This is a genomic window from Pseudodesulfovibrio sp. lm2024 (genome assembly GCF_051175575.1).
Classification (GTDB): domain Bacteria; phylum Desulfobacterota; class Desulfovibrionia; order Desulfovibrionales; family Desulfovibrionaceae; genus Pseudodesulfovibrio; species Pseudodesulfovibrio caledoniensis.
Genome location: NZ_CP195092.1, coordinates 2,520,054 through 2,542,292 on the forward strand (window position 1 = coordinate 2,520,054; position 22,239 = coordinate 2,542,292).

23 protein-coding genes and 1 tRNA gene are annotated in these 22,239 nt (G+C 63.8%); 14 read left to right on the top strand and 10 right to left on the bottom strand.

The annotated features are described in order from the left end of the window. Positions 1-5: 5 nt before the first annotated feature. Both ACR42D_RS12070 and ACR42D_RS12075 read right to left on the bottom strand, forming a co-directional pair. Positions 6-344: a hypothetical protein gene (locus tag ACR42D_RS12070; protein WP_484567049.1), complete on the bottom strand. Its 339-nt coding sequence runs from the start codon at positions 342-344 to the stop codon at positions 6-8. A 326-nt stretch (positions 345-670) separates the two neighbouring features. After that, positions 671-747 (bottom strand) — tRNA-Arg (locus ACR42D_RS12075). Between the two features lie 163 nt (positions 748-910). On the opposite strand from ACR42D_RS12075, the gene ACR42D_RS12080 reads away from it, so the two are divergent. Both ACR42D_RS12080 and ACR42D_RS12085 read left to right on the top strand, forming a co-directional pair. Continuing rightward, complete coding sequence (locus ACR42D_RS12080; RefSeq protein WP_484567050.1) at positions 911-1,474, top strand: UbiX family flavin prenyltransferase; 564 nt, start codon at positions 911-913, stop codon at positions 1,472-1,474. A gap of 10 nt (positions 1,475-1,484) precedes the next feature. Further along, the gene (locus tag ACR42D_RS12085) at positions 1,485-2,162 is read left to right on the top strand and encodes a metal-dependent hydrolase (RefSeq protein ID WP_484567051.1); all 678 of its coding nucleotides are present in this window, start codon (positions 1,485-1,487) and stop codon (positions 2,160-2,162) included. Between the two features lie 4 nt (positions 2,163-2,166). Here the strand turns inward: ACR42D_RS12085 and ACR42D_RS12090 are convergent, their stop codons facing one another. Together ACR42D_RS12090 and uvrC are read right to left on the bottom strand one after the other, a co-directional pair. After that, positions 2,167-3,012 carry an aldo/keto reductase gene (locus ACR42D_RS12090; RefSeq protein WP_484567052.1) on the bottom strand — a complete coding sequence of 282 codons (846 nt, stop codon included), beginning with the start codon at positions 3,010-3,012 and terminating at the stop codon, positions 2,167-2,169. 94 nt (positions 3,013-3,106) lie between these two features. After that, positions 3,107-4,921: an excinuclease ABC subunit UvrC gene (gene uvrC, locus ACR42D_RS12095; RefSeq protein WP_484568464.1), complete on the bottom strand. Its 1,815-nt coding sequence runs from the start codon at positions 4,919-4,921 to the stop codon at positions 3,107-3,109. A 280-nt stretch (positions 4,922-5,201) separates the two neighbouring features. Between uvrC and ACR42D_RS12100 the strand changes: the two genes are divergently transcribed. The 9 genes from ACR42D_RS12100 to ACR42D_RS12140 all read left to right on the top strand — a co-directional run bounded on the left by ACR42D_RS12100 (position 5,202) and on the right by ACR42D_RS12140 (position 13,609). Then, positions 5,202-6,518 carry an outer membrane homotrimeric porin gene (locus ACR42D_RS12100; protein ID WP_484567053.1) on the top strand — a complete coding sequence of 439 codons (1,317 nt, stop codon included), beginning with the start codon at positions 5,202-5,204 and terminating at the stop codon, positions 6,516-6,518. Positions 6,519-6,753: 235 nt separating this feature from the next. Further along, on the top strand, positions 6,754-8,058 hold the full coding sequence (gene hisD / locus ACR42D_RS12105) for a histidinol dehydrogenase (protein ID WP_484567054.1): 1,305 nt from the start codon (positions 6,754-6,756) through the stop codon (positions 8,056-8,058). A 25-nt stretch (positions 8,059-8,083) separates the two neighbouring features. Then, positions 8,084-8,980: a phosphoribosylaminoimidazolesuccinocarboxamide synthase gene (locus ACR42D_RS12110; RefSeq protein WP_484567055.1), complete on the top strand. Its 897-nt coding sequence runs from the start codon at positions 8,084-8,086 to the stop codon at positions 8,978-8,980. A gap of 264 nt (positions 8,981-9,244) precedes the next feature. Next, on the top strand, positions 9,245-9,535 hold the full coding sequence (gene rpsF, locus ACR42D_RS12115) for a 30S ribosomal protein S6 (protein ID WP_014321548.1): 291 nt from the start codon (positions 9,245-9,247) through the stop codon (positions 9,533-9,535). 11 nt (positions 9,536-9,546) lie between these two features. Beyond that, the gene (gene rpsR / locus ACR42D_RS12120) at positions 9,547-9,810 is read left to right on the top strand and encodes a 30S ribosomal protein S18 (protein ID WP_014321549.1); all 264 of its coding nucleotides are present in this window, start codon (positions 9,547-9,549) and stop codon (positions 9,808-9,810) included. Between the two features lie 12 nt (positions 9,811-9,822). After that, positions 9,823-10,368 carry a 50S ribosomal protein L9 gene (rplI, locus tag ACR42D_RS12125; protein ID WP_484567056.1) on the top strand — a complete coding sequence of 182 codons (546 nt, stop codon included), beginning with the start codon at positions 9,823-9,825 and terminating at the stop codon, positions 10,366-10,368. After that, on the top strand, positions 10,337-11,791 hold the full coding sequence (dnaB, locus tag ACR42D_RS12130) for a replicative DNA helicase (protein WP_484567057.1): 1,455 nt from the start codon (positions 10,337-10,339) through the stop codon (positions 11,789-11,791). The genes rplI and dnaB overlap by 32 nt, the downstream gene beginning before the upstream one ends. Before the next feature lie 21 nt (positions 11,792-11,812). Beyond that, entirely contained in the window at positions 11,813-13,102 is a 1,290-nt protein-coding gene (locus tag ACR42D_RS12135; protein ID WP_484567058.1) for a phenylacetate--CoA ligase family protein, read from the top strand. A gap of 9 nt (positions 13,103-13,111) precedes the next feature. Next, on the top strand, positions 13,112-13,609 hold the full coding sequence (locus tag ACR42D_RS12140; protein ID WP_484567059.1) for a DUF456 domain-containing protein: 498 nt from the start codon (positions 13,112-13,114) through the stop codon (positions 13,607-13,609). Between the two features lie 55 nt (positions 13,610-13,664). On the opposite strand, the gene ACR42D_RS12145 is transcribed toward ACR42D_RS12140, so the two are convergent. Both ACR42D_RS12145 and ACR42D_RS12150 read right to left on the bottom strand, forming a co-directional pair. Continuing rightward, positions 13,665-14,015 carry a carboxymuconolactone decarboxylase family protein gene (locus ACR42D_RS12145; protein ID WP_484567060.1) on the bottom strand — a complete coding sequence of 117 codons (351 nt, stop codon included), beginning with the start codon at positions 14,013-14,015 and terminating at the stop codon, positions 13,665-13,667. Between the two features lie 103 nt (positions 14,016-14,118). Beyond that, entirely contained in the window at positions 14,119-15,003 is an 885-nt protein-coding gene (locus tag ACR42D_RS12150) for a patatin-like phospholipase family protein (protein WP_484567061.1), read from the bottom strand. 163 nt (positions 15,004-15,166) lie between these two features. Here ACR42D_RS12150 and thrC point away from each other — a divergent pair, with 163 nt between their 5' ends. The 3 genes from thrC (at position 15,167) to ACR42D_RS12165 (ending at position 18,388) form a co-directional block, all read left to right on the top strand. After that, positions 15,167-16,615, top strand: a complete 1,449-nt coding sequence (gene thrC / locus ACR42D_RS12155; protein ID WP_484567062.1) for a threonine synthase — start codon at positions 15,167-15,169, stop codon at positions 16,613-16,615. A 143-nt stretch (positions 16,616-16,758) separates the two neighbouring features. Then, on the top strand, positions 16,759-17,508 hold the full coding sequence (locus ACR42D_RS12160; RefSeq protein ID WP_484567063.1) for a TlyA family RNA methyltransferase: 750 nt from the start codon (positions 16,759-16,761) through the stop codon (positions 17,506-17,508). Between the two features lie 4 nt (positions 17,509-17,512). Beyond that, positions 17,513-18,388 carry a DMT family transporter gene (locus ACR42D_RS12165; RefSeq protein WP_484567064.1) on the top strand — a complete coding sequence of 292 codons (876 nt, stop codon included), beginning with the start codon at positions 17,513-17,515 and terminating at the stop codon, positions 18,386-18,388. A gap of 16 nt (positions 18,389-18,404) precedes the next feature. Here the strand turns inward: ACR42D_RS12165 and ACR42D_RS12170 are convergent, their stop codons facing one another. The 4 genes from ACR42D_RS12170 to ACR42D_RS12185 form a co-directional block, all read right to left on the bottom strand. Continuing rightward, complete coding sequence (locus tag ACR42D_RS12170; protein WP_484567065.1) at positions 18,405-19,229, bottom strand: rhodanese-like domain-containing protein; 825 nt, start codon at positions 19,227-19,229, stop codon at positions 18,405-18,407. 98 nt (positions 19,230-19,327) lie between these two features. After that, complete coding sequence (locus ACR42D_RS12175) at positions 19,328-20,038, bottom strand: cobalt transporter (protein ID WP_484567066.1); 711 nt, start codon at positions 20,036-20,038, stop codon at positions 19,328-19,330. After that, positions 20,038-20,778, bottom strand: a complete 741-nt coding sequence (locus tag ACR42D_RS12180; protein ID WP_484567067.1) for an energy-coupling factor ABC transporter ATP-binding protein — start codon at positions 20,776-20,778, stop codon at positions 20,038-20,040. Before ACR42D_RS12180 ends, ACR42D_RS12175 begins: the two co-directional genes overlap by 1 nt. A 135-nt stretch (positions 20,779-20,913) precedes the next feature. Further along, complete coding sequence (locus tag ACR42D_RS12185) at positions 20,914-22,134, bottom strand: OmpP1/FadL family transporter (RefSeq protein WP_484567068.1); 1,221 nt, start codon at positions 22,132-22,134, stop codon at positions 20,914-20,916. Positions 22,135-22,239: the final 105 nt, after the last annotated feature.

Sequence of the window (22,239 nt, forward strand, 5' to 3'; positions counted from 1 at the left end):
ATCCTTTAAAAACTGGACTGCCGATAGGCGAAGTCCCGGACAAGGCCGTTCTCGTCATATTTGATGATGATCGTCAGCGTCCGCTGGGTCGAACTCGAAGCCCCGCTGTTGCCGCTGTAGTTGCCCCCGCCGGCCGCGCCGCCGACACCGCCGAAGACCAGCCCGAGGACGCCGACGCCGCCCGAAGACGTGGAGTAGACGCGCTCGGTGGAAACCTTGTCATAGACCCAGACTTCCCTGCGCTGGGCGTCGGTCGTGACCATGTTGGGCGAGCCCAGCACGCTGACCACGTCGGCGCTGGACATCCCGACCTTGATTTCCTTCTGGACGGTCCCGACCGTCAACTTGTCCCCCGTATCATCCCTCACTGCATCCCGATGCTGTTGGGCGGCCATGCATCCGGCGCACGCCAGCACGGCGACAGACAGAACAAACATCCTTAAAATTCGCATAATTACCTCATAAAAGCAGATTTCAGTTGCACAAGTGCACAAACGTATATTCCAATAAGAGGAGATGTCTAGGACTTTAATCCCCGAAAACGGCGTATACGCTTGTCAAGGTACTTATTATATCCACAGTATTATACCGATTCCGAACAAACCGGCCCAAAGCGGCAAAAGCATAAGGCCCCGCGCGAGTGATTCGCTCGGGGCCTTATTGCTTTCTATGGTGGGCTATGCAGGATTCGAACCTGCGACCTCTTGCTCCGGAGGCAAGCACTCTATCCAACTGAGCTAATAGCCCACGGGAAGGAAGTAGCTATACTTCCCCTACTCCTTTGTCAAGGCTATACTATCCACCGCGAAAATGAAACAAGGATCGGGCGGGAACCGCGCCGGGCGGTTTCCCCTTGCAAAAAAGTCTAAAAAAAGTCTATATGCTCGGTATCAGCCGGGCGGGAGAACACATGGAAGCAAAACGCATCATCCTGGCGGTCAGCGGCGCGAGCGGCAGCCTGTACGCCGCATCCCTGATCCGGGGGCTCGTCGACCGCGAAGACGTGGACCTGCACGTCATCATCTCCGACGCCGCCAGAAAGGTGCTGGCCCTGGAAACCGACCTGACGCCCGACGGCCTGACCCGGGGCGCCACGGTCCACGACGCCGACGACATCTCCGCCCCGCCCGCCAGCGGCTCCTGGCGGCACCACGGCATGATCATCTGTCCCTGCTCCATGGCCACCCTGTCCGCCGTGGCCACCGGCTTCGGACACAACCTCATCCACCGGGCCGCGGACGTGACCCTCAAGGAACGCGGCAAACTGATCCTCGTGCCGCGCGAGACCCCGCTTTCCTCCATCCATCTGCAAAACATGCTCACGGCCACCCGGGCCGGGGCAGTCATTCTACCGGCATGCCCGGGCTTCTACCATCGCCCGGCAACCATCGAGGACCTGACCGACCAGGTGGCCGGCAAGATCCTCGACCAACTGGACATCCCCCATGCCCTGTTCAGGCGGTGGGGAGAGTAGGAGAAACGCCATGGAGATTACCTGGTTCGGCCACGCGAATTTCAGAATCAAGGCCGCCGACGCCACCCTGTTCATCGACCCGTTCTTCGTGGGCAACCCCAAGGCGCCCGGGTCCTACAAGGACGTGGACGAGTGCGACCTCATCCTGGTGACCCACGACCACCACGACCACATCGGCCAGACCCTGGAGATGGCGATCAAGCACGATGCCGAGGTGGTGGCCATGTTCGACGTCATCCAGAACCTGATGAAACAGGGGCTGCCCGAACACCTGGGCGTGGGCATGAACATCGGCGGCACGGTCAGCCGCCGGGGGCTGGACATCCAGATGGTCCAGGCCATGCACTCCTCGTCCACCGGCATGCCCGCGGGCTTCGTCATCAACGAGCCGGGCGGCCTGTGCGTCTACGACTCGGGCGACACCGGCCTGTTCGGGGACATGGAGCTGATCGGGAAATTTCACGCCATCGACGTGGCCATCCTGCCCATCGGCGGCCGGTTCACCATGGACGCCAGACAGGCGGCCTACGCCTGCAAGCTGCTCAAGTGCAAGAAGCTCATCCCCCAGCACTGGGGAACCTGGTCCATCCTGGACCAGAACACCCGGTCCATGGCCGAACAGCTGGCCCTGGTGGCCCCGGACACCGAAATGCTCGAACTGACCATCGGCGAGCCCCTGGCCATCTAGCGGCCTAGAACTCCTCGTAGACCGCCGGGTCCTGCCCCTTGAGGCGGCCGTCCGGGCGCGCCAGCGCGTTGATGGCGGCCATGTCCGCGTCGCACAGCTCGAAATTGAACACGTTCATGTTTTCCACCTGACGATCGGGCGAGGCGGATTTGGGCAGGGGCACGGTGCCGGACTGGATATGCCAGCGCAGGACGACCTGCGACACGGTCTTGCCCGTGACCTCGGCGATCTCCAGCAGCGTCCTTTCCTTCATTATATTGATGGTCTTGGCCAGCGGGCTCCACGCCTGGGTGACGATGCCGTGCCTGCGGTCGAAGGTGACCTGCTCCTTCTGCGAAAAATAGGGGTGCAGCTCCACCTGGTTGACCGCCGGGGCCGTGCCGGTCTCCCGGACCAGGGTGTCCAGGTGCTCGGGCAGGAAGTTGCACACGCCGACCGAGCGGATCATCCCGCGCTCCCTGGCCTCGAGCAGAGCCCGCCACGCCTCGACGTACAGCCCCTGCTTCGGGTTGGGCCAGTGGATGAGATACAGGTCCCAGTAGTCGAGCCCGGCCCGGTACAGGGATTCCTCCACGGTGCGCAGGGCCTCCTCGCGGCGCTGGTGGCGGCCCGGCAGCTTGGAGACCAGGAACAGCGCTTCGCGGTCCACCGAGGCCCGCCGCACGGCCTGGCCCAGGGCGCCCTCGTTCTCGTAGTTGAAGGCCGAATCCAGAAGGCGGTACCCGGCCTCGATGCCGCGCACCAGGGCCTTGACCCCGGCCGAGCCGTTGAGCCTGTAGGTGCCGAGCCCCAGGGCGGGCATGGACCGGCCGTCGTTCAGGGTGATGTCGGGGATGCGTATCGCGTGCATGGCCGTCTCCGGATGAGGGTGAATGAAGCGGTGATGCGGCGGATAGCCGTTTCGGCCAGCATACGGCATTTCCGACGGGTTTCAAGCCGCGATATCAGGATTCCCGGGATGCCTTCAGGGCCTGCAGGGCGGCGTGGATCTTGTCCGCGCGCTTGGGCCCGATGCCGGACAGCGCGCCGATGGCCTGGGGTCCGGCCTCGAGCATGGCGTCCAGGGACTCGAAGCGGTCCCAGAGGATGCGCGCCGTCTTCGGGCCGATACCGGGCAGGGAGGTCAGCTCGCTGCTCAGCACCGCCTTCTTGCGCGCCCGCCGCTGCCTGCCCAAGACGAAGCGGTGGGCCGCGTCGCGTATCTTCTGCAGGAAGAGCAGCTCCGGGCTGCCGGGCTTGAGCGGCATGGGGTTCTTGCGGCCGGGCCGGAAGATCACATCGCCCAGTTCGCCCGCGCGCCGGGTCTCGCCCTTGGCGATGGAGGCCAGCTCCCAGCCGCACTCCTCGGTGCATTCGGCCAGCCCCTTTTCCACGGCCGCGATCTGACCCCGGCCGCCGTCGATGAGCACCAGGTCGGGCCAGGGCGGGCCGGACTCCATGCGCCGCCGCGCCCATCCTGCCAGGGCCGCGTAGTCGTCGCCCGTACCGTCCAGATCGGGGAAGGAATACACCCGCGAGGCCTCGGGGTTGCGCCGTCCGTCCTCGAAAACCACCTGGCCCACGCGCATGTCGCGGCCGCCCAGGTGCGAGGCGTCCACGCACTCGATGCGCACCGGCTCCTCGGGCAAACGCAGGACCTTTTGCAGCCGGGAAGTGATGCTTTCGTGGACTTCCATGGACCGCGCGGCCACGTTGCGGGCGATGCCGATGAGTTGTTTTTCCTGGGTATTGCGGGGCGCGACGATGTGCACGCTGCGACCGCTCCGCTCGGCCAGGATTTCGGGCAGCGGCGATTCCTCCAGTTCCATGGGCACGACCAGGGTGGACGGGATGAACCGGCCCGGCCCGTAGAACTGGCCGATGAAGCTCTCGACCACCTCGGGCCCCTCCTCCAGGGTCAGCCCGGGCCAGAAGAACTGCTTCTGGTCGAGCAGCCGCCCCTGGCGCACGAAGAGCAGCCCCAGGCCGAGCCCCTGGCCGTTTTCGGCGATCCCCACGATGTCGCGGTCGCGGTTGTCGTGGATCACGGCGGCCTGCCCTTCCACGGTCTTTTTCACCGCCCGGATCTGGTCGCGGTACTCGGCGGCCCGCTCGAATTCCATGTCCCTGGACGCCGCCTTCATCTTGCGGGTCAGGTCGTCCACCAGCTCCAGGCTGCGGCCGGACAGGAGCATCTCCACACGGTGGACCATTTCGGCGTACTCCTCGCGGTCCACGTCCTTGACGCACGGCGCCCAGCATTGGCCGATGTCGTGGTACAGGCAGGGGCGTACCCGGTTGCGGAAGGCGGTGTCCTTGCACTTGCGCAGGGGGAACACCTTGCCAAGCAGCTTCCAGACCGTGCGCGCAGCCGAGGCCGAGGTGAACGGGCCGAAATAGACCGACCCGTCGCGGACCACCTTGCGGGTCATGGCCAGGCGCGGAAACTCGTTCTGCCGGTCCAGCCGGAAGAGGACGTACTGCTTGTCGTCCTTGAGGACCACGTTGTAGCGCGGCCGGTGCTTCTTGATCAGCCCGGACTCCAGGAGCAGGGCCTCCTTCTCGGTGGCCGTGAGCAGGGTGTCGATGTGCCGGATGCGGGCGACCAGGGCGCGGGTCTTGGGGGTCTGCCCGGCCGGGTTGCGAAAATACGAGGCCAGCCTGCGGCGCAGCTTCTTGGCCTTGCCCACATAGAGGATCCGGCCGCGCCCATCTTTCATAAGATAGACGCCCGGCGTGTCCGGAAAACGGTCGGCAAAAAATTTGTACTCGGTATCCATGTCGGTGCGGTTTTTTTTCAACACAATTTGGGTCGGGAAGGACTATACGGGAATTCTGACCACAAATCACCCTCTCCAAAAACCTTCATATAATATCGAATTAAAAGACTTTAACCACTCCACACCCAAGGCTGCGGTTCAATTTTTTGGCCGGTAAAAAATTTTTTACTTTCTTTGATTTTTTGCCTCAAAACCCTTGCAAAAGACCTTGGGCTGCGATAAACGGGATGCAGTTAAGGCGTTAGCTTGGCTTTTTAACCTGCAAAAAAAGGAAGAACAAATGAAACGTTTGTCTCTGCTCGCAGCCGCCCTGATCATGGTTCTGGGCATGGCTGTGTCCGCTTCCGCGGCTCCCGAGGTTTCCATCTCCGGTAACCTCCTCGTGAACGCCGTCTGGATGAACAACTGGGATTTCCGTGATGGTACCAACAACGGCGCCGCGATGGACATCGTCGAGCGTGCCGACCTGTACTTCACCGTCACCGCCAACGAGAACCTGAAAGGTGTCCTCGGCCTGCGTTCCGACAAGGGCAGCTGGGGTGACGCCGACTTCGGTTTGGATCGGCCCGGCGGCTCTGACCGCGCTCAGCTGAACATCCGTGACGCTTACATCGACTTCAACTGGCCCGGCACCGACGTCAACGTCAAGGCCGGTATCTACACCGTCGCCCTGCCGCAGTCCGTCGGCTCCGCGTCCATGATCCTGGCCGAACGCGCCGGCGCCGTCATGGTCTCCACTCCGGTGACCGACAACGTCTCTGTGCTGGCCGGTTACACCCGCCTGTTCAACGACAACAACACCACCGGCAACGTCCTGGGCGCCACCACCAAGGGTGAAGACTTCCTGGACGGCTACCTGGTGGCCGTGCCCCTGTCCTTCGAAGGCGTTTCCGCCACTCCGTTCTTCCTGTACGGCAACGGTGGCGAGAACTACCTGGCCGATGGCGAAGACGTCTCCGCTTACTGGGTTGGTACCAACTTCACCATGTCCCTGTTCGATCCCTTCATCATCAAGGCCGACGTGAACTACGGTAACCTCGACGCCGACACCGAAACCAACGAAGCTGACGGTTGGTTGTTCGACGTGGCCCTGGACTACACCGGCTTCGACTTCATGAACGTGTCCGCCTTCTTCGCGTACACCACTGGTAACGACGACGACGCTGCCAACGGCCAGGAAGTCATGCCCATCCTGAACGGCGACTGGGCTGTCGGCTCCTTCTTCTTCGGCGGTGGTTCCATCACCTCCGACGACATCAACGGTGGCGACACCCCCATGGGCTTCTGGACCGTCGGCCTGTCTCTGACCGACATCCAGTCCTTCGCTCAGGGTCTGACCCACGACTTCCACGTCCTGTACGTCAAGGGTACCAACGACAAGGATGACACCACCAACCTCGGCGACCTCGGCGCTTACCTGACCGAAGACGACTCCCTGTGGGAAGTTGACTTCAACACCGCTTACGCCGTGTACGACGAGCTGACCCTGTACGGCCAGCTGGGCTACATCAACTCCGACTTCGACGAAGACGTCTGGGGTTCCACCGTCGACGACGACGCTTGGAAGATCGCCACTGGTGTTGTCTACAAGTTCTAAGCTCGCTTAGAACCGTAAGCTGAAAAGCTTACTCGCCAAGTAACGCCCAGAGGGCCGGGGAGTGCAAACCCCGGCCCTCTTTCATTTATTCGTCACGGCGGGTGCGCCTGCAGCGGGAATGCCCGGTTCGCCGTCCCGCTTTCCCGCTCTTGCCGCCCTCGACTTTTGATCGGCGCTCGGCTATAAAATTTTCCTTTGGACGAACAATGAGACAACCGCCTTTTTCGAGGTCGCTATGAATTGCAGAGAATTGACATATACGAACCGGGACGATTGGGACGCCATCGGACGATGGCTGGATCAGCGCAAGGACCCGGACACCAAGGTGGACGGCGTGGTGCGGGACATCCTGGCCGATGTCCGTGAGCGCGGCGACGAGGCCCTGGCCGAATACACCCGCAAATTCGACTGCCCGGACTTTGACCCGGCCGCCCTGCGCGTGCCCGCACAGGCCACCCAGGCCGCCCTTGACGAGATACCGGACGAGGACGTCAAAATTCTCAAGGAAGCCATCCGCCGTGTGCGCGACTTCCACCTGAACCAGAAGGAAAAATCCTGGTGGGTCACCGCCGAGGACGGCACCGTCCTCGGCCAGATGGTCCGGCCCGTGGACCGCGTGGGGTTGTACGTGCCCGGCGGCCAGGGCGGCGAGACCCCGCTCATCTCCAGCCTGATCATGAACGCCATCCCGGCCCAGGTGGCCGGGGTCGAGTCCATCGCCGTGACTTCGCCCCCGCGCAAGGACGGCACGCTCAACCCGTACATCCTGGCCACCGCCGCCCTGCTCGGGCTGGACGAAATCCACCTGACCGGGTCCGCCTGGGCCATCGCGGCCCTGGCCTTCGGCACCGAAACCATCGCGCCGTGCGACGTGCTGGCCGGTCCGGGCAACATCTTCGTGGCCACGGCCAAGTCCCAGCTCATCGGACAGGTGGGCATCGACATGGTCGCCGGTCCGTCCGAGATCGTCATCCTGGCCGACGAGTCCGCCAACCCGGCCTGGCTGGCCGCGGACATGCTCTCCCAGGCCGAACACGACCCCCTGGCCGCGTCCATCCTGGTCACCCCGGACACGGATCTGGCCGCCAAGGTCCGCGAGGAGCTGGACACCCAGTGCGCCGCCCTTCCCCGCTGCGACATCGCCTGCAAATCCCTGGACGATTGGGGCGGAATCATCACCGTGCCCGACTTGGCCGCCGGGACGGAACTGGTCAACCTGCTGGCCCCCGAGCACCTGGAACTGGCGGTGAGCGATCCGTGGGCCCTGCTCGGCTCCATCCGCCACGCAGGAGCCATCTTCATGGGCCACAACTCGCCCGAGCCTGTGGGCGACTACTTCGCCGGGCCCAACCACGTGCTGCCCACCCTGCGCACGGTCCGTTTTTCCTCCGCCCTGTCGGTGCAGAATTTCTGCAAAAAATCCAGCGTGATCGCGGCAAGCCCCGGCTATGTGGCCGAACACGGCGACAAGATCGCCCGGCTGGCCCGGCTGGAAGGGCTCGAAGCCCACGCCCGCAGTGTGGAACAACGCAACAAGTAACACTACATTAAATAGAGGGAATATCATGGCTGCCGTTCTTGAAACCAACATCATCGAATATCCGCTCATCTCCCGCGGCAAGGTCCGCGACATCTACGAGATCGATGCGGACACCCTGCTCCTGGTGACCACCGACCGCATCTCCGCCTTCGACGTGGTCATGCCCGATCCCATCGAAGACAAGGGCAAGGTGCTCAACCAGATCACCCTGTTCTGGATGAAGATGATGGAGGACCTGGTCCCCAACCACATCCTCGCCACGAACGTGGACGACTACCCCGAACCGCTGCGCAAATACCGCGACCAACTGCAGGACCGCTCGGTGCTGGCCAAGAAGGCCAAGCCCCTGCCCATCGAATGCATCGTGCGCGGCTTCATCACCGGCTCGGGCTGGTCCGACTACCTCAAGACCGGCGAGGTCTGCGGCCACAAGCTGCCCGAGGGGCTCAAGGAATCCGAGATGCTCGAAAAGGCGTTGTTCACCCCGTCCACCAAGGCGGACCTGGGCGAGCACGACGAGAACATCACCCTGGACAAGGCCGCCGAACTGCTCGGCGAGGAGATGATGCGCAAGGTCGAGAAGCTGGCGCTCGACATCTACACCCGTGCCCGCGACTATGCCAAGAAACGCGGCATCCTGATCGCGGACACCAAGTTCGAATTCGGCATCCTGGACGGCGAGCTGATCTTCATTGATGAGGCCCTGACCCCGGACTCGTCCCGCTTCTGGCCCGAGGAGGGCTACGCGCCCGGCCAGTCCCAGCCGAGCTTCGACAAGCAGTACTTCCGCGACTGGCTGGTCGAGATCGGCTTCAACAAGCAGCCGCCCGCGCCGCACGTGCCCGAGGACATCGCCGCGCGGACCCGCGAGAAGTACCTCGAAGCCTACAAGCTCCTGACCGGAGAGGACCTGAAGGTCTAAGGAGGGCGTCATGCCCGAATGGTTGCAACTCATCGCCCTGGTTATCCTGGGGCTGGTCATCGGCAGGTTCCTGCGCGGTAAATTCGGCGGAGGATGAGGGCCATCGAACCAATGCGGCTGGACGCCGCCCGACGACAAGGATAAGAAATAGGGGGATCGGGCCCCGGGGTGTCTCTTGACAGCCGGGCCGATTCCTCATATGTAACCCCTCTTGCCTTGCTCTCCCCCAGGTGGGGGAGGGCCAATGACCAAAAGGAGAATGAAATGGCAAACAATTACGAGACGCTCGTCCTGCTCTCCCCGGAGCTGGCTGCAGAGGACAGGACCACCATCCTGGACACTCTGACCGGCATCGTGGACCGCGAGGGCGGCAAGATGGTTGAGACCGACGACTGGGGCATGCGCCAGCTGGCCTACCCCGTCCAGAAGCAGACCCGTGGATACTACGTTCGCCTGGTGTACGACGCTCCCGGCGCGCTGGTTGCCGAACTCGAGCGCAACATCCGCATCACCGACGGCATCTTCAAGTTCATGACCGTCAAACTGGCTGCCTAGGAGGTTTCACCATGGCTTTCCGTAAAAAATTCACCCCGAGGAAGAAGTTCTGCCGCTTCTGCGCGGATGCAGAGCTGCCCCTGGACTACAAGCGCCCGGATATCCTCCGCGATTTCGTTACCGAACGCGGCAAGATCATTGCCCGTCGCATCACCGGCACCTGCGCCAAGCACCAGCGCCGACTGACCAACGAGATCAAGCGCGCCCGTCAGATGGCCCTGCTTTTCTACACCACCGTTCACAGCACTGATGTGAAGAAACGGAGCTCCATGTAGGAGGGAGGACCCATGAAACTTATCTTACGCGCTGACGTCGACGCTCTGGGTCGACTCGGAGACATTGTTACCGTCAAGCCCGGTTACGGCCGCAACTACCTGATCCCTCAGGGCCTTGCCAAGCCGGCAACCACCGCCAACCTGAAGGCCTTCGAACTGGAGCGCCGCAAGCTGCAGGAGCAGGCCGATTCCCTGCGCGCCCAGGCCGAAGGTCTGGCCTCGCGCATCGCCGCTTCCCCCATCGAGATCGAGGTGCGGGTCGGCGACGGCGACAAGCTGTACGGCTCCGTGACCACCTCCAACATCGGTGACGCCATGGAAGCCGCCGGCATCGAGATCGATCGCCGCAAGATCATCCTGCCCGAGCCCATCCGCTCGCTCGGCGAGTACGAGATCGAAATCCGCCTGCATCCGGACGTGCGCGGCGAGCTGAAGCTCACCGTCTCCCGTCACGGCGGTCCCGTCGTCGAGGAAGAGATCGAAGAAACCGATGAAGTGGCCGAGGCCGTCGAGGAATCCGTAGAGAATGCCGAAGACGCCGAAACCGCAGAGGCCTAAATCAGGCCAATACGCCGATAATCCGGAAGAGGCCCTGGACAGGGCCTCTTCCGATATCCTACGCAAAGTCCCCCCGCACTCTTTCGAAGCCGAACAGGCCGTGCTCGGCGGCGTGTTCCAGTCCGAGGCCATGTTCCACCAGCTGGTGGACATCATCGGCCCGGACGATTTCTACTCCCCGGTCCACCGGGACATCTTCAAGGCCTTTACCCAGCTCTACGACGACCACCAGCCCATCGACGTGGTTACCGTGGCCAACCAGCTGTCCAAGAACGGCACCCTGGACACCGTGGGCGGGCCGGTCTACCTGGCCGAGCTGTCCGACTCCGTGGTCAGCGCGTCCAACGCCCTGTACCACGCCCAGATCGTCCGCGATAAATGCATCCTGCGCGAACTCATCGACATCTCCAGCGGGATCATCTCCAACTGCTTTTCCTCCGCCGACGTGGGCGAAGTTCTGGACGAGTCCGAAAAGGAAATTTTCCGCATCGCGCAATCCAAGGAAATGCGCGGCATGCAGTCCAGCGGCCAGCTGGTGCCCAAGGTCTTCGACGAACTGACCGCCCGGTTCAACAACAAGTCGGTGGTCACGGGCATCCAGACCCACTACCACGAGTTCGACAACATGACCGCGGGCCTCCAGAACTCGGATCTGATCATCATCGCGGGCCGCCCGTCCATGGGCAAGACCGCGTTCGCCCTGAACGTGGCCCTGCGCGCCGCTGCCCGGTCCGAATGCCCCACGGCCATCTTCTCCCTGGAAATGTCCATGGAGCAGCTCATGACGCGTCTGCTGGCCGTGCAATCCAAGGTGGAGCTGTCCAACCTGCGTACCGGCTACCTGGACGACTCGGACTGGAACAAGCTGTACGAAGGCGCGGACGTGCTCAGCAAGGCCCCGATCTTCATCGACGACACCCCGGCCCTGTCCACCCTGGAGCTCCAGGCCCGCTGCCGCCGCCTCAAGGCCGAACACAACCTCGGGCTGATCGTCATCGACTACCTCCAGCTGATGCGCTCCAGCGCGCGCCCGGACTCCCGCGAACAGGAGATTTCGGACATCTCGCGCCACCTCAAGGCGTTGGCCAAGGAGCTGAACGTGCCGGTCATCGCCCTGTCCCAGCTCAACCGCAAGGTCGAAGAGCGCACGGACAAGCGGCCCATGATGTCGGACCTGCGCGAATCCGGCGCCATCGAGCAGGATGCGGACATCATCATCTTTCTCTACCGCGACGCCGCGTACAACAAGAGCGAGGACAACCCGCTCAAGAACCACGCGGAAGTCATCATCGGCAAGCAGCGTAACGGTCCCACCGGCCGCTGCGAACTCTTCTTCAAGAAGGAATACACCCTGTTCGAGAACATGGACGCCACGGCCTATCCCTCGGAACTGCCCGAGGGATTCCACCAGGACTCCGACTAACTTCAATCTCGCGGAACCGCTATGTACTACGATCCGGTAGAGACCATGGACCGCGCCGCCCTGGAGACGCTCCAGGCCGAACGCCTCAGAGAGACCATCGAAATCGCCAAGCGCTCGCCCTTCTACGCCGAGCGCTTGAAGGGCGTGGAGTCCGGCGACATCAAGAGCCCGGCGGACATCACCCATCTTCCCTTCACCACCAAGGACGACCTGCGCAACCAGTACCCCCACGGGCTGCTGGCCCGCCCCCTGGACGACTTCGTGCGGCTGCACGCCTCCAGCGGCACCACCGGCTCCCCGGTGGCCGTGTTCTACACCCAGAAGGATCTCGACACCTGGGCCGATCTCATGGCCCGGTCCATGCACTGCTGCGGCTGCCGCAGGTCGGACGTGTTGCAGAACACCTCGGGCTACGGACTGTTCACCGGCGGCCTGGGCATCCACTACGGCTCCGAGCGGCTGGGCATGCTGACCATCCCGGCGGGCGCGGGCAACACCAAGCGCCAGATCAAGATGATCCTGGACCACCAGGTCACGGTCCTGCACATCATCCCCTCGTTCGCCCTGTATTTCGCACAGCAGGTCCGCGAGGCGGGCTACGAGCCTGAGGACATGCCGTGGCGCATCGCGCTCATCGGCGCCGAGCCCCACACCGAGGAAGCCCGGGCCAAGATCGAGGAGCTGATGCACATCAAGGCATACAACTCCTACGGATTGTCCGAGATGAACGGCCCGGGCGTGGCCTTCGAGTGCGTCCACCAAAAGGGCATGCACCTGTGGGAGGACGCCTACATCGCCGAGGTCATCAACCCCGAGACCGGGGAGCACGTGGCCGAGGGCGAGGTGGGCGAGCTGGTCATGACCACCCTGCGGCGCGAAGGCATGCCGATCATCCGCTACCGGACCCGCGACCTGACCCGGTTCATCCCGGGCGAGTGCGAGTGCGGCCGCACCCACCGGCGCATCGACCGCATCACCGGCCGGGCCGACGACATGATGATCCTCAAGGGCGTGAATATCTACCCCATGCAGATCGAGCAGTGCCTCATGGCCATGCCCGAGGTGGGCCAGAACTACCTCATCGAGCTGGTCCGCGAGGGCGTGTCCGACCAGATGCGCGTCAAGGTGGAGATCAAGGACGAATACTTCGTGGAAGACATGCGCGCCCTGCAGGGATTGCAGAAGCGCATCGCCAAGAACCTGTGCTCCGAGATTCTGGTCACCCCGCGCGTGGAGCTGTGCCAGTCCGAGTCCATTCCCAAGGCCGAGGGCAAGGCCGTGCGCGTGGTCGACCTGCGCGACAAGGAGTAGGACCGGACCATGGAATACGTCTGGGCCGTCCTGCTCATCCTGGGGCTGATGCTTTCCCAGGTGCTCCAGATATTCAGCCTGCCCGCCAACTGGGTGGCGCTGGGACTGGTGACCCTGTGGAAGTACGTCTACCCGGAATCCATGACCTGGAACTTCGTCATCGTCTTCGGCGTGGCCGCTGCCGCGGGCGAGGCCTTGGAATTCGGCATGCAGGCCTGGGGCGCGGGGCGCTACGGCGCGTCCGCGCGCGGCAACGTGGGCGGCATTGTCGGGGCGGTTGCCGGAGCGATCTTCGGCGCGCCCTTCTTCCTGGGGCTGGGCGCTCTCATCGGGGCCCTGGCCGGGGCCTGGCTCGGCTGCTTCATCGCCGAAACGCCCGGCCGCACCCGGCCCGAGGCCATGCGCGCCGCCAAGGGCGCGTTCGTGGGCAAGGCGCTGGGCTTCACGGTCAAGACCGCCATCGGCGCGACCATGGTCATCCTGTCCATCCCGCGCGTCTGGCCCTGATCCCGTCGAAAAAGGCCGGAGGCGGAGAAATATCCGCGCCCCGGCCCCTCATTCTCTATTCGGGCAACAGCCCCCGCTCCCGCAGATAGGCCATGACCCGCGTGGTCTCGCCCATGCCCGTGGTTCCGCGCAGGGCCAGGGTCACGGCGCAGGTCTCCAAAATCTCGTCCACCGAGGCCCCCAGCTCCAGGGCCTGTTCGGCCTGGAACAGGATGCAGGCCCGGCAGCCGATGCACAGGGCGGCGGCCAGGGCCATGAGCCGCTTGTGCTTGCCGCTGACCGCGCCGTCCTTGTAGGCCTCCCGGTTCAACTCGTCATAGGGCTCGGCCACCTCGGGCATGAGCTTCTTGAAGGCGGCCGCATTGGCCTCGTTGGCGTCCTTCACTTCCAGCTGTGTCTCGATCATGTGGATACTCCTTGTATGATTGTGACCATACCATGACCGGAGAACGAGGAACGGACAATCGGGGATTTCCGATGCCGGTCATCATCGGGCCCGATAGCGGCGGCTATCTCGATGAAAAGACCTTGGGCAGCCGCTCTTCAGCCAGCTCGTAGCCGTGCTCGATAAGCGGACCGGCCTTGTCGAAATCCATCAGACTGCTCAGGTTGATGGGGATTTCCAGTACCGCGTCGGGCGGATAGGCCGCGATCTTCTGCCGGGCGATGGAGCCCTGCATGGCGTCGAACGACTTGTAGAGGATGTCGTAGGCGCGGATGTCCTTGCGTTTCATGGCGATCTTGTCGGTCATGGAGCCGATGAACTCGGCCACGGCGTGGGACACACCGGAGCCGTTGTCGTCGCCGTTGCGCTTGTCGGTCTTGATCTCGGCCCCCTTGACCGGCGGGGCGCACAGGTTCACGGCGATGGTGAAGTCGTTCAGGTCGCCGAAGGTCGGGGCGATGGGCACGGGGTTGAGGATGCCGCCGTCGATGATGTCCTCGCCGTTTATCACCACGGGCTTGAAAATCAGCGGCAGGGCGATGGACGCCTTGATGGCGTCGAACAGCGGCCCCTTGCGGATCCAGACCTCCTTGCGCCGGGAGATGTTCGCGGCCACGGCCGTGAAGCTGATGGGCAGGTTCTCGATGCGCTCCTCGCCCACCACGTTGCGCAGGGTGTCGATGAGCCGGTCGCCCTTGATCAGCCCGTCCATGCCGAACGACAGGTCCATGAGGGCGAGCATGTCCCGCTTGGTGATGCGCCGCGCCCACTTTTCGTACTCGTCGAGCTTGCCGATGGCGTGGATGCCGCCGACCAGCGCGCCCATGGAACAGCCCGCGATGGACTTTATCTCGCAGCCGTGCTCCTCGAGCCAGCGGATGATGCCGATGTGCGCCAGCCCGCGCGCCCCGCCGCTGCCCAGGACCAGGGATATGGTTCTTTTCTTCATTGTATGCTTCTCCGATCGGGGACGGCCCGGGAAAGGCCCGCCGTCCCGTTGTTTGCGAGGCAAGCCTACACAATTTTGACTTGCCATACACTACCTTTTAAGCGAACCTTCGGTCTCTTTCGAGGCGAGTGTGAAGAGAACCTTATTCCCATCGGGTGAGACAATGACTGCCGATCTTTTTCCCTCCTACCGCGGCCACATGGAATACTTCTGCCTGGGCTGCGGCAAACGATTCCCCACCGACGAGCTGTACTACACCTGCCCCGACTGCGGCGGCGTGTTCCTGCTCGACAACCTGAATTTCGACGAGCTGAAAAAGACCAGCGGCGAACAGTGGCGGGCCATCTTCGACCAGCGCGCGGCCTCCAAGAAGACCGCCCTGCGCGGCATCTTCCGCTTCTATGAACTCATGGCCCCGGTGCTCGAGGAGGAGGACATCGTCTACCTCGGCGAAGGCAACACCCCGCTGGTGGCCTCCAGCCCGGCGCTGAACGCGGCCACCGGGCTGACCACGGCCTACAAGAACGACGGCCAGAATCCGTCGGCCTCGTTCAAGGACCGGGGCATGGCCTGCGGCTTTTCCTACCTGCGCTCCCTCATCCGCCGCCACGGCTGGGACCAGATCCTGACGGTCTGCGCCTCCACGGGCGACACCTCGGCCGCGGCCGCGCTCTACGCCTCCTACGCGGGCGGAGCCATCAAGTCCGTGGTCATCCTGCCGCACGGCAAGGTCACCCCGGCCCAGCTGGCCCAGCCGCTCGGCTCCGGTGCCGTGGTCCTGGAAGTGCCCGGCGTGTTCGACGACTGCATGAAGGTGGTCGAGCACCTGGCCGACAACTACCGCGTGGCCCTGCTCAACTCCAAGAACGCCTGGCGCATCCTGGGCCAGGAGTCCTACGCCTTCGAGTGCGCCCAGTGGTTCGACTGGGACATGAAGGGCAAGTGCATTTTCGTGCCCATCGGCAACGCGGGCAACATCACCGCCATCATGGCCGGTTTCCTCAAGCTCTACGATCTGGGCGTCATCACCGAGCTGCCGCGCATCTTCGGCGTGCAGTCCCACCACGCGGACCCGGTCTACCGCTACTACGCGGTGGACGACCCCAACGAGCGCGAATACCGCCCCATGAAGGTCAGCGCGTCCGTAGCCCAGGCGGCCATGATCGGCAACCCGGTCTCGTTCCCGCGCGTCAAATACTTCGCCGAAAAGTTCGAGGCCGTGGGCGGCAAACGCGCCTTCCAAGTCATCCAGGTAACCGAGCAGCAGATCATGGACTCCATGATCCAGGCCAACCGCAACGGCCACATCGCCTGCACCCAGGGCGGCGAGTCGTTTGCCGGGGCCAAGCGCGCCCTGGAGCTCGGCCTGGTCACCAAGGACGAGCTGTGCATCCTCGACTCCACGGCGCACCAGCTCAAGTTCGTGGACTTCCAGAACATGTATTTCGACAACGCCTTCCCGCCCGAGTTCGGCGTCAAGCCGGACATGGCCCTGGCCAACAAGCCGGAGCTGGTCATCTCCCCGGAGGAGAAGGAGGCCCTGTCCGAAGCGGACTTCACCCGCAAGACCGCCGACAAGGTGGTCGCCAAACTCGGCCTCGAAAAAAAATAACCTCTCCCCCTCCCTTTTCTCTCCGCGAAGCGGCACTAAAAGTTTAGGAAAAGGGAGGGATGGGGGGCCGGGGGAAGGGAGGGAAAGAACCCTTTTCAAAGGTTTTTTCCCTCCCTTCCCCCGGCCGCCGGAGGCACACCAAAATGCCCAAGAAACAACGTGCGGATCAGCTCCTGGCCCAGCAGGGCCTTGTGGAGAGCCGCGGCAAGGCCAAACGGCTGATCATGGCCGGCAAGGTCCACTACATGGACCGGGACCAGAAGACGCCGGTGGTCAAGCCGGGCCAGCAGTTCGACCCTGAAACGGAGTTCGTGGTCCCTCACGACGAGCGGTTCGTGTCACGCGGAGCGTACAAGCTGCTCACGGCCATCGAGGAATTCTCCATCGATTTCGAGGGAAAGGTCGCCATGGACGCGGGCGCGTCCACGGGCGGGTTTACGGACTGCATGCTCCAGTACGGCGCGGTGCGGGTCTATGCAGTGGACGTGGGCTACGGGCAGCTGCACGAGAAGCTCAGGCAGGACGACCGGGTGATCAACCTGGAACGGACCAACGTGCGCCACGCCGAGCCCGATCTAATCCCCGAGCCGGTGGACGTGATCGTGGCCGACGTGTCGTTCATCTCCCTGACCAAGATCCTGCCCGCGTGCTTGCAGTTCCTGAGGCCCGGCGGCGAGCTGGTGGTGTTGATCAAGCCGCAGTTCGAGGTGGGGCCGGGCCAGACCGACAAGGGCGTGGTCCGCAGCAAACGGCTGCAACAGGAGGCCGTGGACATGGTGGTCGGGTTCTGCGAAACCGAGCTCGGCCTGATCGTGCGCGGCGTGGTGCCCTCCCAGATTCTGGGACCCAAGGGCAACCAGGAATACATGGTCTACATGGCCAGACCGGAATAGCATCGTGCTTCGCGGCCTCATCTATGCGGTGATTTCGGCCGCCTGCTTCGGCTCCATGGCCATCCTGGTCAAGTTCGGCTACGCGGCGGGCATGGACGGCGCGGTGATGATGCAGACGCGCTTCACCCTGGCCACGGTCATGCTGTTCTTCTTCCTGCTGGTCAAATCCCCCCGGATGCTGCGCATCTCCCTGCGCGACCTGGGCAAATGCGCCTTTCTCGGGCTGGTGGTCTGCTGGATGCAGACCTCCTGCTTCGTCTACTCGCTGGAAACCATCCCGGCCTCCACGGCGGCCCTGGTCCTGTACGGACATCCCATGGCCGTGACCCTGCTCTCCTCCCGATTCCTGAGCATGCGCATCAACCGGGTGGTCGTCCTCTCCCTGGTCCTGGTCATGACCGGCTGCTGCCTGGTCTTCTACGACGCCTTCCTGCGCGAGGTGAACGGCACGGGGCTGACGTACGCCCTGGGGGCCATGGCCACCTTCTCCATCTACGTCATCCTGGTCCAGGTGCTGCTCAAGGGGCTCAGGCCGCTGACGGCCACCTTCTACGTCATAGGGTTCGCGGCGGTGTCCTTCACCCTGTCGGGCGACATCCATGCGTGGGGATCAATGAACCTGGGACAGGCGGGCATCAGCCTGGCGCTGGGCCTTTTTCCCGGCCTGCTGGCCGCGACTCTGCAATACACGGCCATACAGAGGATCGGCAGCGCGTACGCCTGCATCTTCTCGTCCGTGGAGCCGGTCATCACCCTGGCGGCGGCGGCCGTGTTCCTGGGCGAACCCGTGGTCCAGCTTCAGATATGGGGCGCGGTCCTGATCATCCTGGGCATCGTCGCGCCCAACCTGCACCGGCGGGAGCCCGCCACGGTGAACTGATTCTGCCGGGCCTGGCTCAGGCCTCGCCGTCCATGAACCGGGCGAGCAGCTTGAGATGGGCCCTTTCCTCGCGTGCCAGGAGCTGGAGCACATCCCGCGCATCCTCGCTCTTGGCGCGCATGGCGCAGCGCAGATAGTAGTCCAGGGCCTGCGCCTCGACCATGGAGGCGAATTCCAGCACGCCGTTGTCGTCGTCGAACGCGCCCGGAAAACGGTCCATGAACTCGCTGACCGGCACCCCGCCCTCGGCCGTGTCCCTGGCGTTGCGCAAGGCCGTCTGCTCGAACTCCTCGCGGCTCATGACCTCGTCGGCCATGCGGGTGTACAGCTCGTACAGGACGTCCTTGTGCTTGTCCTCGAACCCGGCCAGCCGCATGAACAGGCCGATACGCTCCATGGTTTCGGCCAGGTCCGCGCGCTGCACGTAGAAGGCCTGGAGCACGTTCTCCATGGCGTACGCCTTGAGGATGATCTCGGCAGGCCCCTCGGCCCCGGTAAAGACGATCAGGCCCAGTTCCATGGGCCCGAAGGCGCCCTCCCCTTCCCAGGCGGAGATGCCGCCCACCAGATTGTTGACATCCTCGAACCCCTGGCCCTGGAGAAGCCCCGCCGCAGCCATGGACCGACCGCCCGAAGCGCAATAGACCAACAGGGGCCGCTCCTTGTCCAGTTCGTCGAAACGGTCGGGAAGCTCCGACAGGGGCATCAGCACGGCCCCGGGGATGTGATCCTGCTCGTATTCGGATTCCTGTCTGACATCGAGGAGCGTGTAGGAGTCCGGCCTGCTGCCTTCCATGAACTTGCGGGCCTCATCCGGCGTCATCTGGGTGATGGTGGACATGGTTTCCCCCTGGATATTGCGGTCTGGCGGGCAAGGCTGCCCTTTTTGGAGAAATATTAGGAGGGACGGCCCATTCCGTCAATACGGTCGGGAGAAGGCTAGAGCAAAAACACGGCCCCGGCGGCCGCGAGCAGGAAGGCCGTAGCGAGCCAGTCCCGACCGGCCCAGGCAAAGTCCGCTTCCCAGGCCCCGGGCCGGTCCAGGCCGCGACAGGCCACGGCCAGAGTCTGGTTCCAGGTCTTTTGCCCGAGATTGCGGACCACGGCCTGGGGGATTAGGCGCATGCGCCGAAAGAATCCGGCCTCGGGAAAACGGCGGGCGGCCACCTCGCGCACGCCCGACAGAGTGGACAGGCAGACGGGCAGGAAATGGACCATAAGGGACAGGGACAGGGCGATGCGCCAGGAACGCTCGCGGCCCAAAAACGGCCTCAAGGCCCAGGATACCGCCAGCCCCAGGGCGCGGGCCGAGGTGGACAGAGCCAACCCCAGACCGAGCATGAGCAGGGCCACCAGGCGCACGGCCAGCTGGGCCGCGTCATAGGCCATGTGTTCCACAGGCACGCCGGAGACAGCGTCCAGGACGACTTTGACCGCTACCCAGAAGATGACGAAGGACAGCAGACTGCGGACCATCCTGCCGCCCCCCGGCTGTCCGGCGGCCAGGGCCCGGACCAGGAGGAGCAGAATCAATGCGCAGGCCGTGGCCGCCGCCACAGGGACCTTCCACAGGCAGGGGCCGGTCAGCAGGGCAGCCGCCAGCTTGAGGCGCGGGTCCAGGGCGCGGATCGTTCCGGCCACATCGACCATCAGCGCTCGCCTCCGTCCCAGGGGACGATGGTCCGGCAGGCAGTCCAGGAACCCGGCGCGCGCACCGCGTGCTCGGCCACATGGTCCAGCACGCTCTCGGCCGGGCCGTTGAGGACCAACTCGCCGTTGTCGAGCACGGCCAACCCGTCCACCAGATCGATGAAGCTCTCCAGGTCGTGGCTGGAGACCACCTGGGTCAACCCGGCCTCCCGGTTGGCCCGGATCAAGGCGCGTATCTCACGTACGCCGGGATAATCCAGGCCGCTGAACGGCTCGTCCAGGAGGAGCACGCGCGGCCGATCCAGCAGGGCGGCGGCCAGGCAGAGCTTGCGCTTGGTGCCCCAGGACAGGGTCTGCACCGGGCTGTCCCAGTATCTCAACAGATTGAAACGTTCGGCCATGGCGCGGACCTCAGCCGTCACGGTCTCTCCGCGCTGGCGGCCCAGGAGCAGGTCCTCCTCCACCGTGGCCCCGAGTATCTGCAGGTCCGCGTCCTGCATGACCAAGCGGCAGACGGAACGGATGTCCCCCTCATGGCCCGGGCTGACGCGCCCGGCCACTTCCAGGCTGCCCCGCGTGGGGGCGTACAACCCGGCCATCAGGGCGAGCAAGGTGGACTTGCCGCTGCCGTTGGCCCCGGCCAATCCGAGCAGCCGCCCCTTTCCGACCGTCAGGGAAACCCCGGACAGGGCCTCGTCCCCGGCGGGATAGGCGAACGTAACGGTATTGATTTCTATCATGCGTTCCTCATACCCGACATTTCACCATAGCGATCCGGCCTGTCAACGGAGGACTCCGAAAAGAACGCCCACGCCCCGGCACGGCAATAAAAAAACCCCGCCGGAGCGGGGTTTTTGTTGTCCGGGAAACGGCTTCTAGAAGCTGTAGCCGATGGAGGTGCCGAGCCCCCAGGTCCGGCCATTCTTGAAGTCCGCGGTATAGGTCTGGTAGCCGTTGGTCATGGACATCCCCGTGCGCTCCTTGGTGATGATGTACATGCCGGCGACGTCCACGGTCCAGGCGTCCCACTTGTAGCCCGCGCCCAGAGTGAACATCTGGCGGTCGTTGGCGGGCAGCATGGGGGATGCGTACTCATGGCGGATCGGTGTCTGGTCGTAGACGTAGCCCGCGCGCATGGCGAAGACGTCGGTGAACTGGTATTCCGCACCGAGCTGGAAGCGCCAGGTGGACTTGTAGTTGAAGTCCTCGTTGCTGTCGGGCAGGCCCGAGTTGGTGAAGTCGAACTCGATACGGTCGAACTGTTCCCACTGGGTATAGACCACGTCGAATTCGAAGGTCAGGTCATCCATGGGCTTCAGGCCCAGGCCCACGGTGTAGCTGGCCGGGAAATCAGCGGTCATGGTGGCATCGCCCTTGCCGTTGGCGACGCCACCGGCGTTGCTCACCTCGACACTTCCCCTGCCCACGAAATGCACCGGGGAGCGGTAGGTCAGGCCCACGGTCAGCATGTCGTTGACGTCATAGGCCAGGGCGAGGTTGAAGGCCAGGGCGGTGTCGTCCACGTCGGTCACGACGTTGCCACCGCCAATCGTGGGGGAGAGGTCCTTGCGAACTGTGAAGCTGCCCTTGATGATTTCGATACCGCCTGCCACGGACAACTTGTCGTTGACCTTATAGGCCACGGTCGGGTTCATGGAAAAGGTCTCCAGCAGGGCGTCCTTGATCAGCGTCGCACCGGGCCAGGTGCTGTTGTAGTCGGTGCCCAGGCCGAAGCGGGTGAACACGCCCACGCCGAGGGACCAGTCATCGTTGATTTTATGGGTCACGAACCCGTGCGGAACACCGAAGACCTGGTTCTGGGTCTGGTTCTTCTGGCCATTGATGTACACGTCGGAGCTGGGCGAGACCGCGGTGACGCCGCCGTAGACGTTGGTGGTTCCCTCGAGCTTGGTCATCAAAGCCGGGTTGTAGGCCACGACCGAGGCGTCATTGCCGGTGGCGTAGTTGGCCGTGCCCATGCCGAGGGCGCGGTTGCCCCACTCGTACAGCGCAAAACCGCCTGCCTGGACCACGGAAGCGGTCGCCAGCAGGCAGACCAGAAAACTGAATACAAAACATGCGGATGCGCGTTTCATCCTTCCCCCTTGAGTAGTTACCGCACCTACGGCGCGTCCTTCCAATGCCCCCAGCACCCTCCCAGATGCGGCGGTTCCATCCCGTCCCGGAGACATTGCGTTACT

Excerpts from the sequence above, each read along its gene's own strand:
- ACR42D_RS12080 (WP_484567050.1), top strand. The coding sequence starts at position 911 with ATGGAAGCAAAACGCATCATCCTGGCGGTCAGCGGCGCGAGCGGCAGC.
- ACR42D_RS12085 (WP_484567051.1), top strand. The coding sequence starts at position 1,485 with ATGGAGATTACCTGGTTCGGCCACGCGAATTTCAGAATCAAGGCCGCC.
- ACR42D_RS12090 (WP_484567052.1), bottom strand. The coding sequence starts at position 3,012 with ATGCACGCGATACGCATCCCCGACATCACCCTGAACGACGGCCGGTCC.
- uvrC (WP_484568464.1), bottom strand. The coding sequence starts at position 4,921 with ATGGATACCGAGTACAAATTTTTTGCCGACCGTTTTCCGGACACGCCG.
- ACR42D_RS12100 (WP_484567053.1), top strand. The coding sequence starts at position 5,202 with ATGAAACGTTTGTCTCTGCTCGCAGCCGCCCTGATCATGGTTCTGGGC.
- hisD (WP_484567054.1), top strand. The coding sequence starts at position 6,754 with ATGAATTGCAGAGAATTGACATATACGAACCGGGACGATTGGGACGCC.
- ACR42D_RS12110 (WP_484567055.1), top strand. The coding sequence starts at position 8,084 with ATGGCTGCCGTTCTTGAAACCAACATCATCGAATATCCGCTCATCTCC.
- rpsF (WP_014321548.1), top strand. The coding sequence starts at position 9,245 with ATGGCAAACAATTACGAGACGCTCGTCCTGCTCTCCCCGGAGCTGGCT.
- rpsR (WP_014321549.1), top strand. The coding sequence starts at position 9,547 with ATGGCTTTCCGTAAAAAATTCACCCCGAGGAAGAAGTTCTGCCGCTTC.
- rplI (WP_484567056.1), top strand. The coding sequence starts at position 9,823 with ATGAAACTTATCTTACGCGCTGACGTCGACGCTCTGGGTCGACTCGGA.
- dnaB (WP_484567057.1), top strand. The coding sequence starts at position 10,337 with ATGCCGAAGACGCCGAAACCGCAGAGGCCTAAATCAGGCCAATACGCC.
- ACR42D_RS12135 (WP_484567058.1), top strand. The coding sequence starts at position 11,813 with ATGTACTACGATCCGGTAGAGACCATGGACCGCGCCGCCCTGGAGACG.
- ACR42D_RS12140 (WP_484567059.1), top strand. The coding sequence starts at position 13,112 with ATGGAATACGTCTGGGCCGTCCTGCTCATCCTGGGGCTGATGCTTTCC.
- ACR42D_RS12145 (WP_484567060.1), bottom strand. The coding sequence starts at position 14,015 with ATGATCGAGACACAGCTGGAAGTGAAGGACGCCAACGAGGCCAATGCG.
- ACR42D_RS12150 (WP_484567061.1), bottom strand. The coding sequence starts at position 15,003 with ATGAAGAAAAGAACCATATCCCTGGTCCTGGGCAGCGGCGGGGCGCGC.
- thrC (WP_484567062.1), top strand. The coding sequence starts at position 15,167 with ATGACTGCCGATCTTTTTCCCTCCTACCGCGGCCACATGGAATACTTC.
- ACR42D_RS12160 (WP_484567063.1), top strand. The coding sequence starts at position 16,759 with ATGCCCAAGAAACAACGTGCGGATCAGCTCCTGGCCCAGCAGGGCCTT.
- ACR42D_RS12170 (WP_484567065.1), bottom strand. The coding sequence starts at position 19,229 with ATGTCCACCATCACCCAGATGACGCCGGATGAGGCCCGCAAGTTCATG.
- ACR42D_RS12175 (WP_484567066.1), bottom strand. The coding sequence starts at position 20,038 with ATGGTCGATGTGGCCGGAACGATCCGCGCCCTGGACCCGCGCCTCAAG.
- ACR42D_RS12180 (WP_484567067.1), bottom strand. The coding sequence starts at position 20,778 with ATGATAGAAATCAATACCGTTACGTTCGCCTATCCCGCCGGGGACGAG.
- ACR42D_RS12185 (WP_484567068.1), bottom strand. The coding sequence starts at position 22,134 with ATGAAACGCGCATCCGCATGTTTTGTATTCAGTTTTCTGGTCTGCCTG.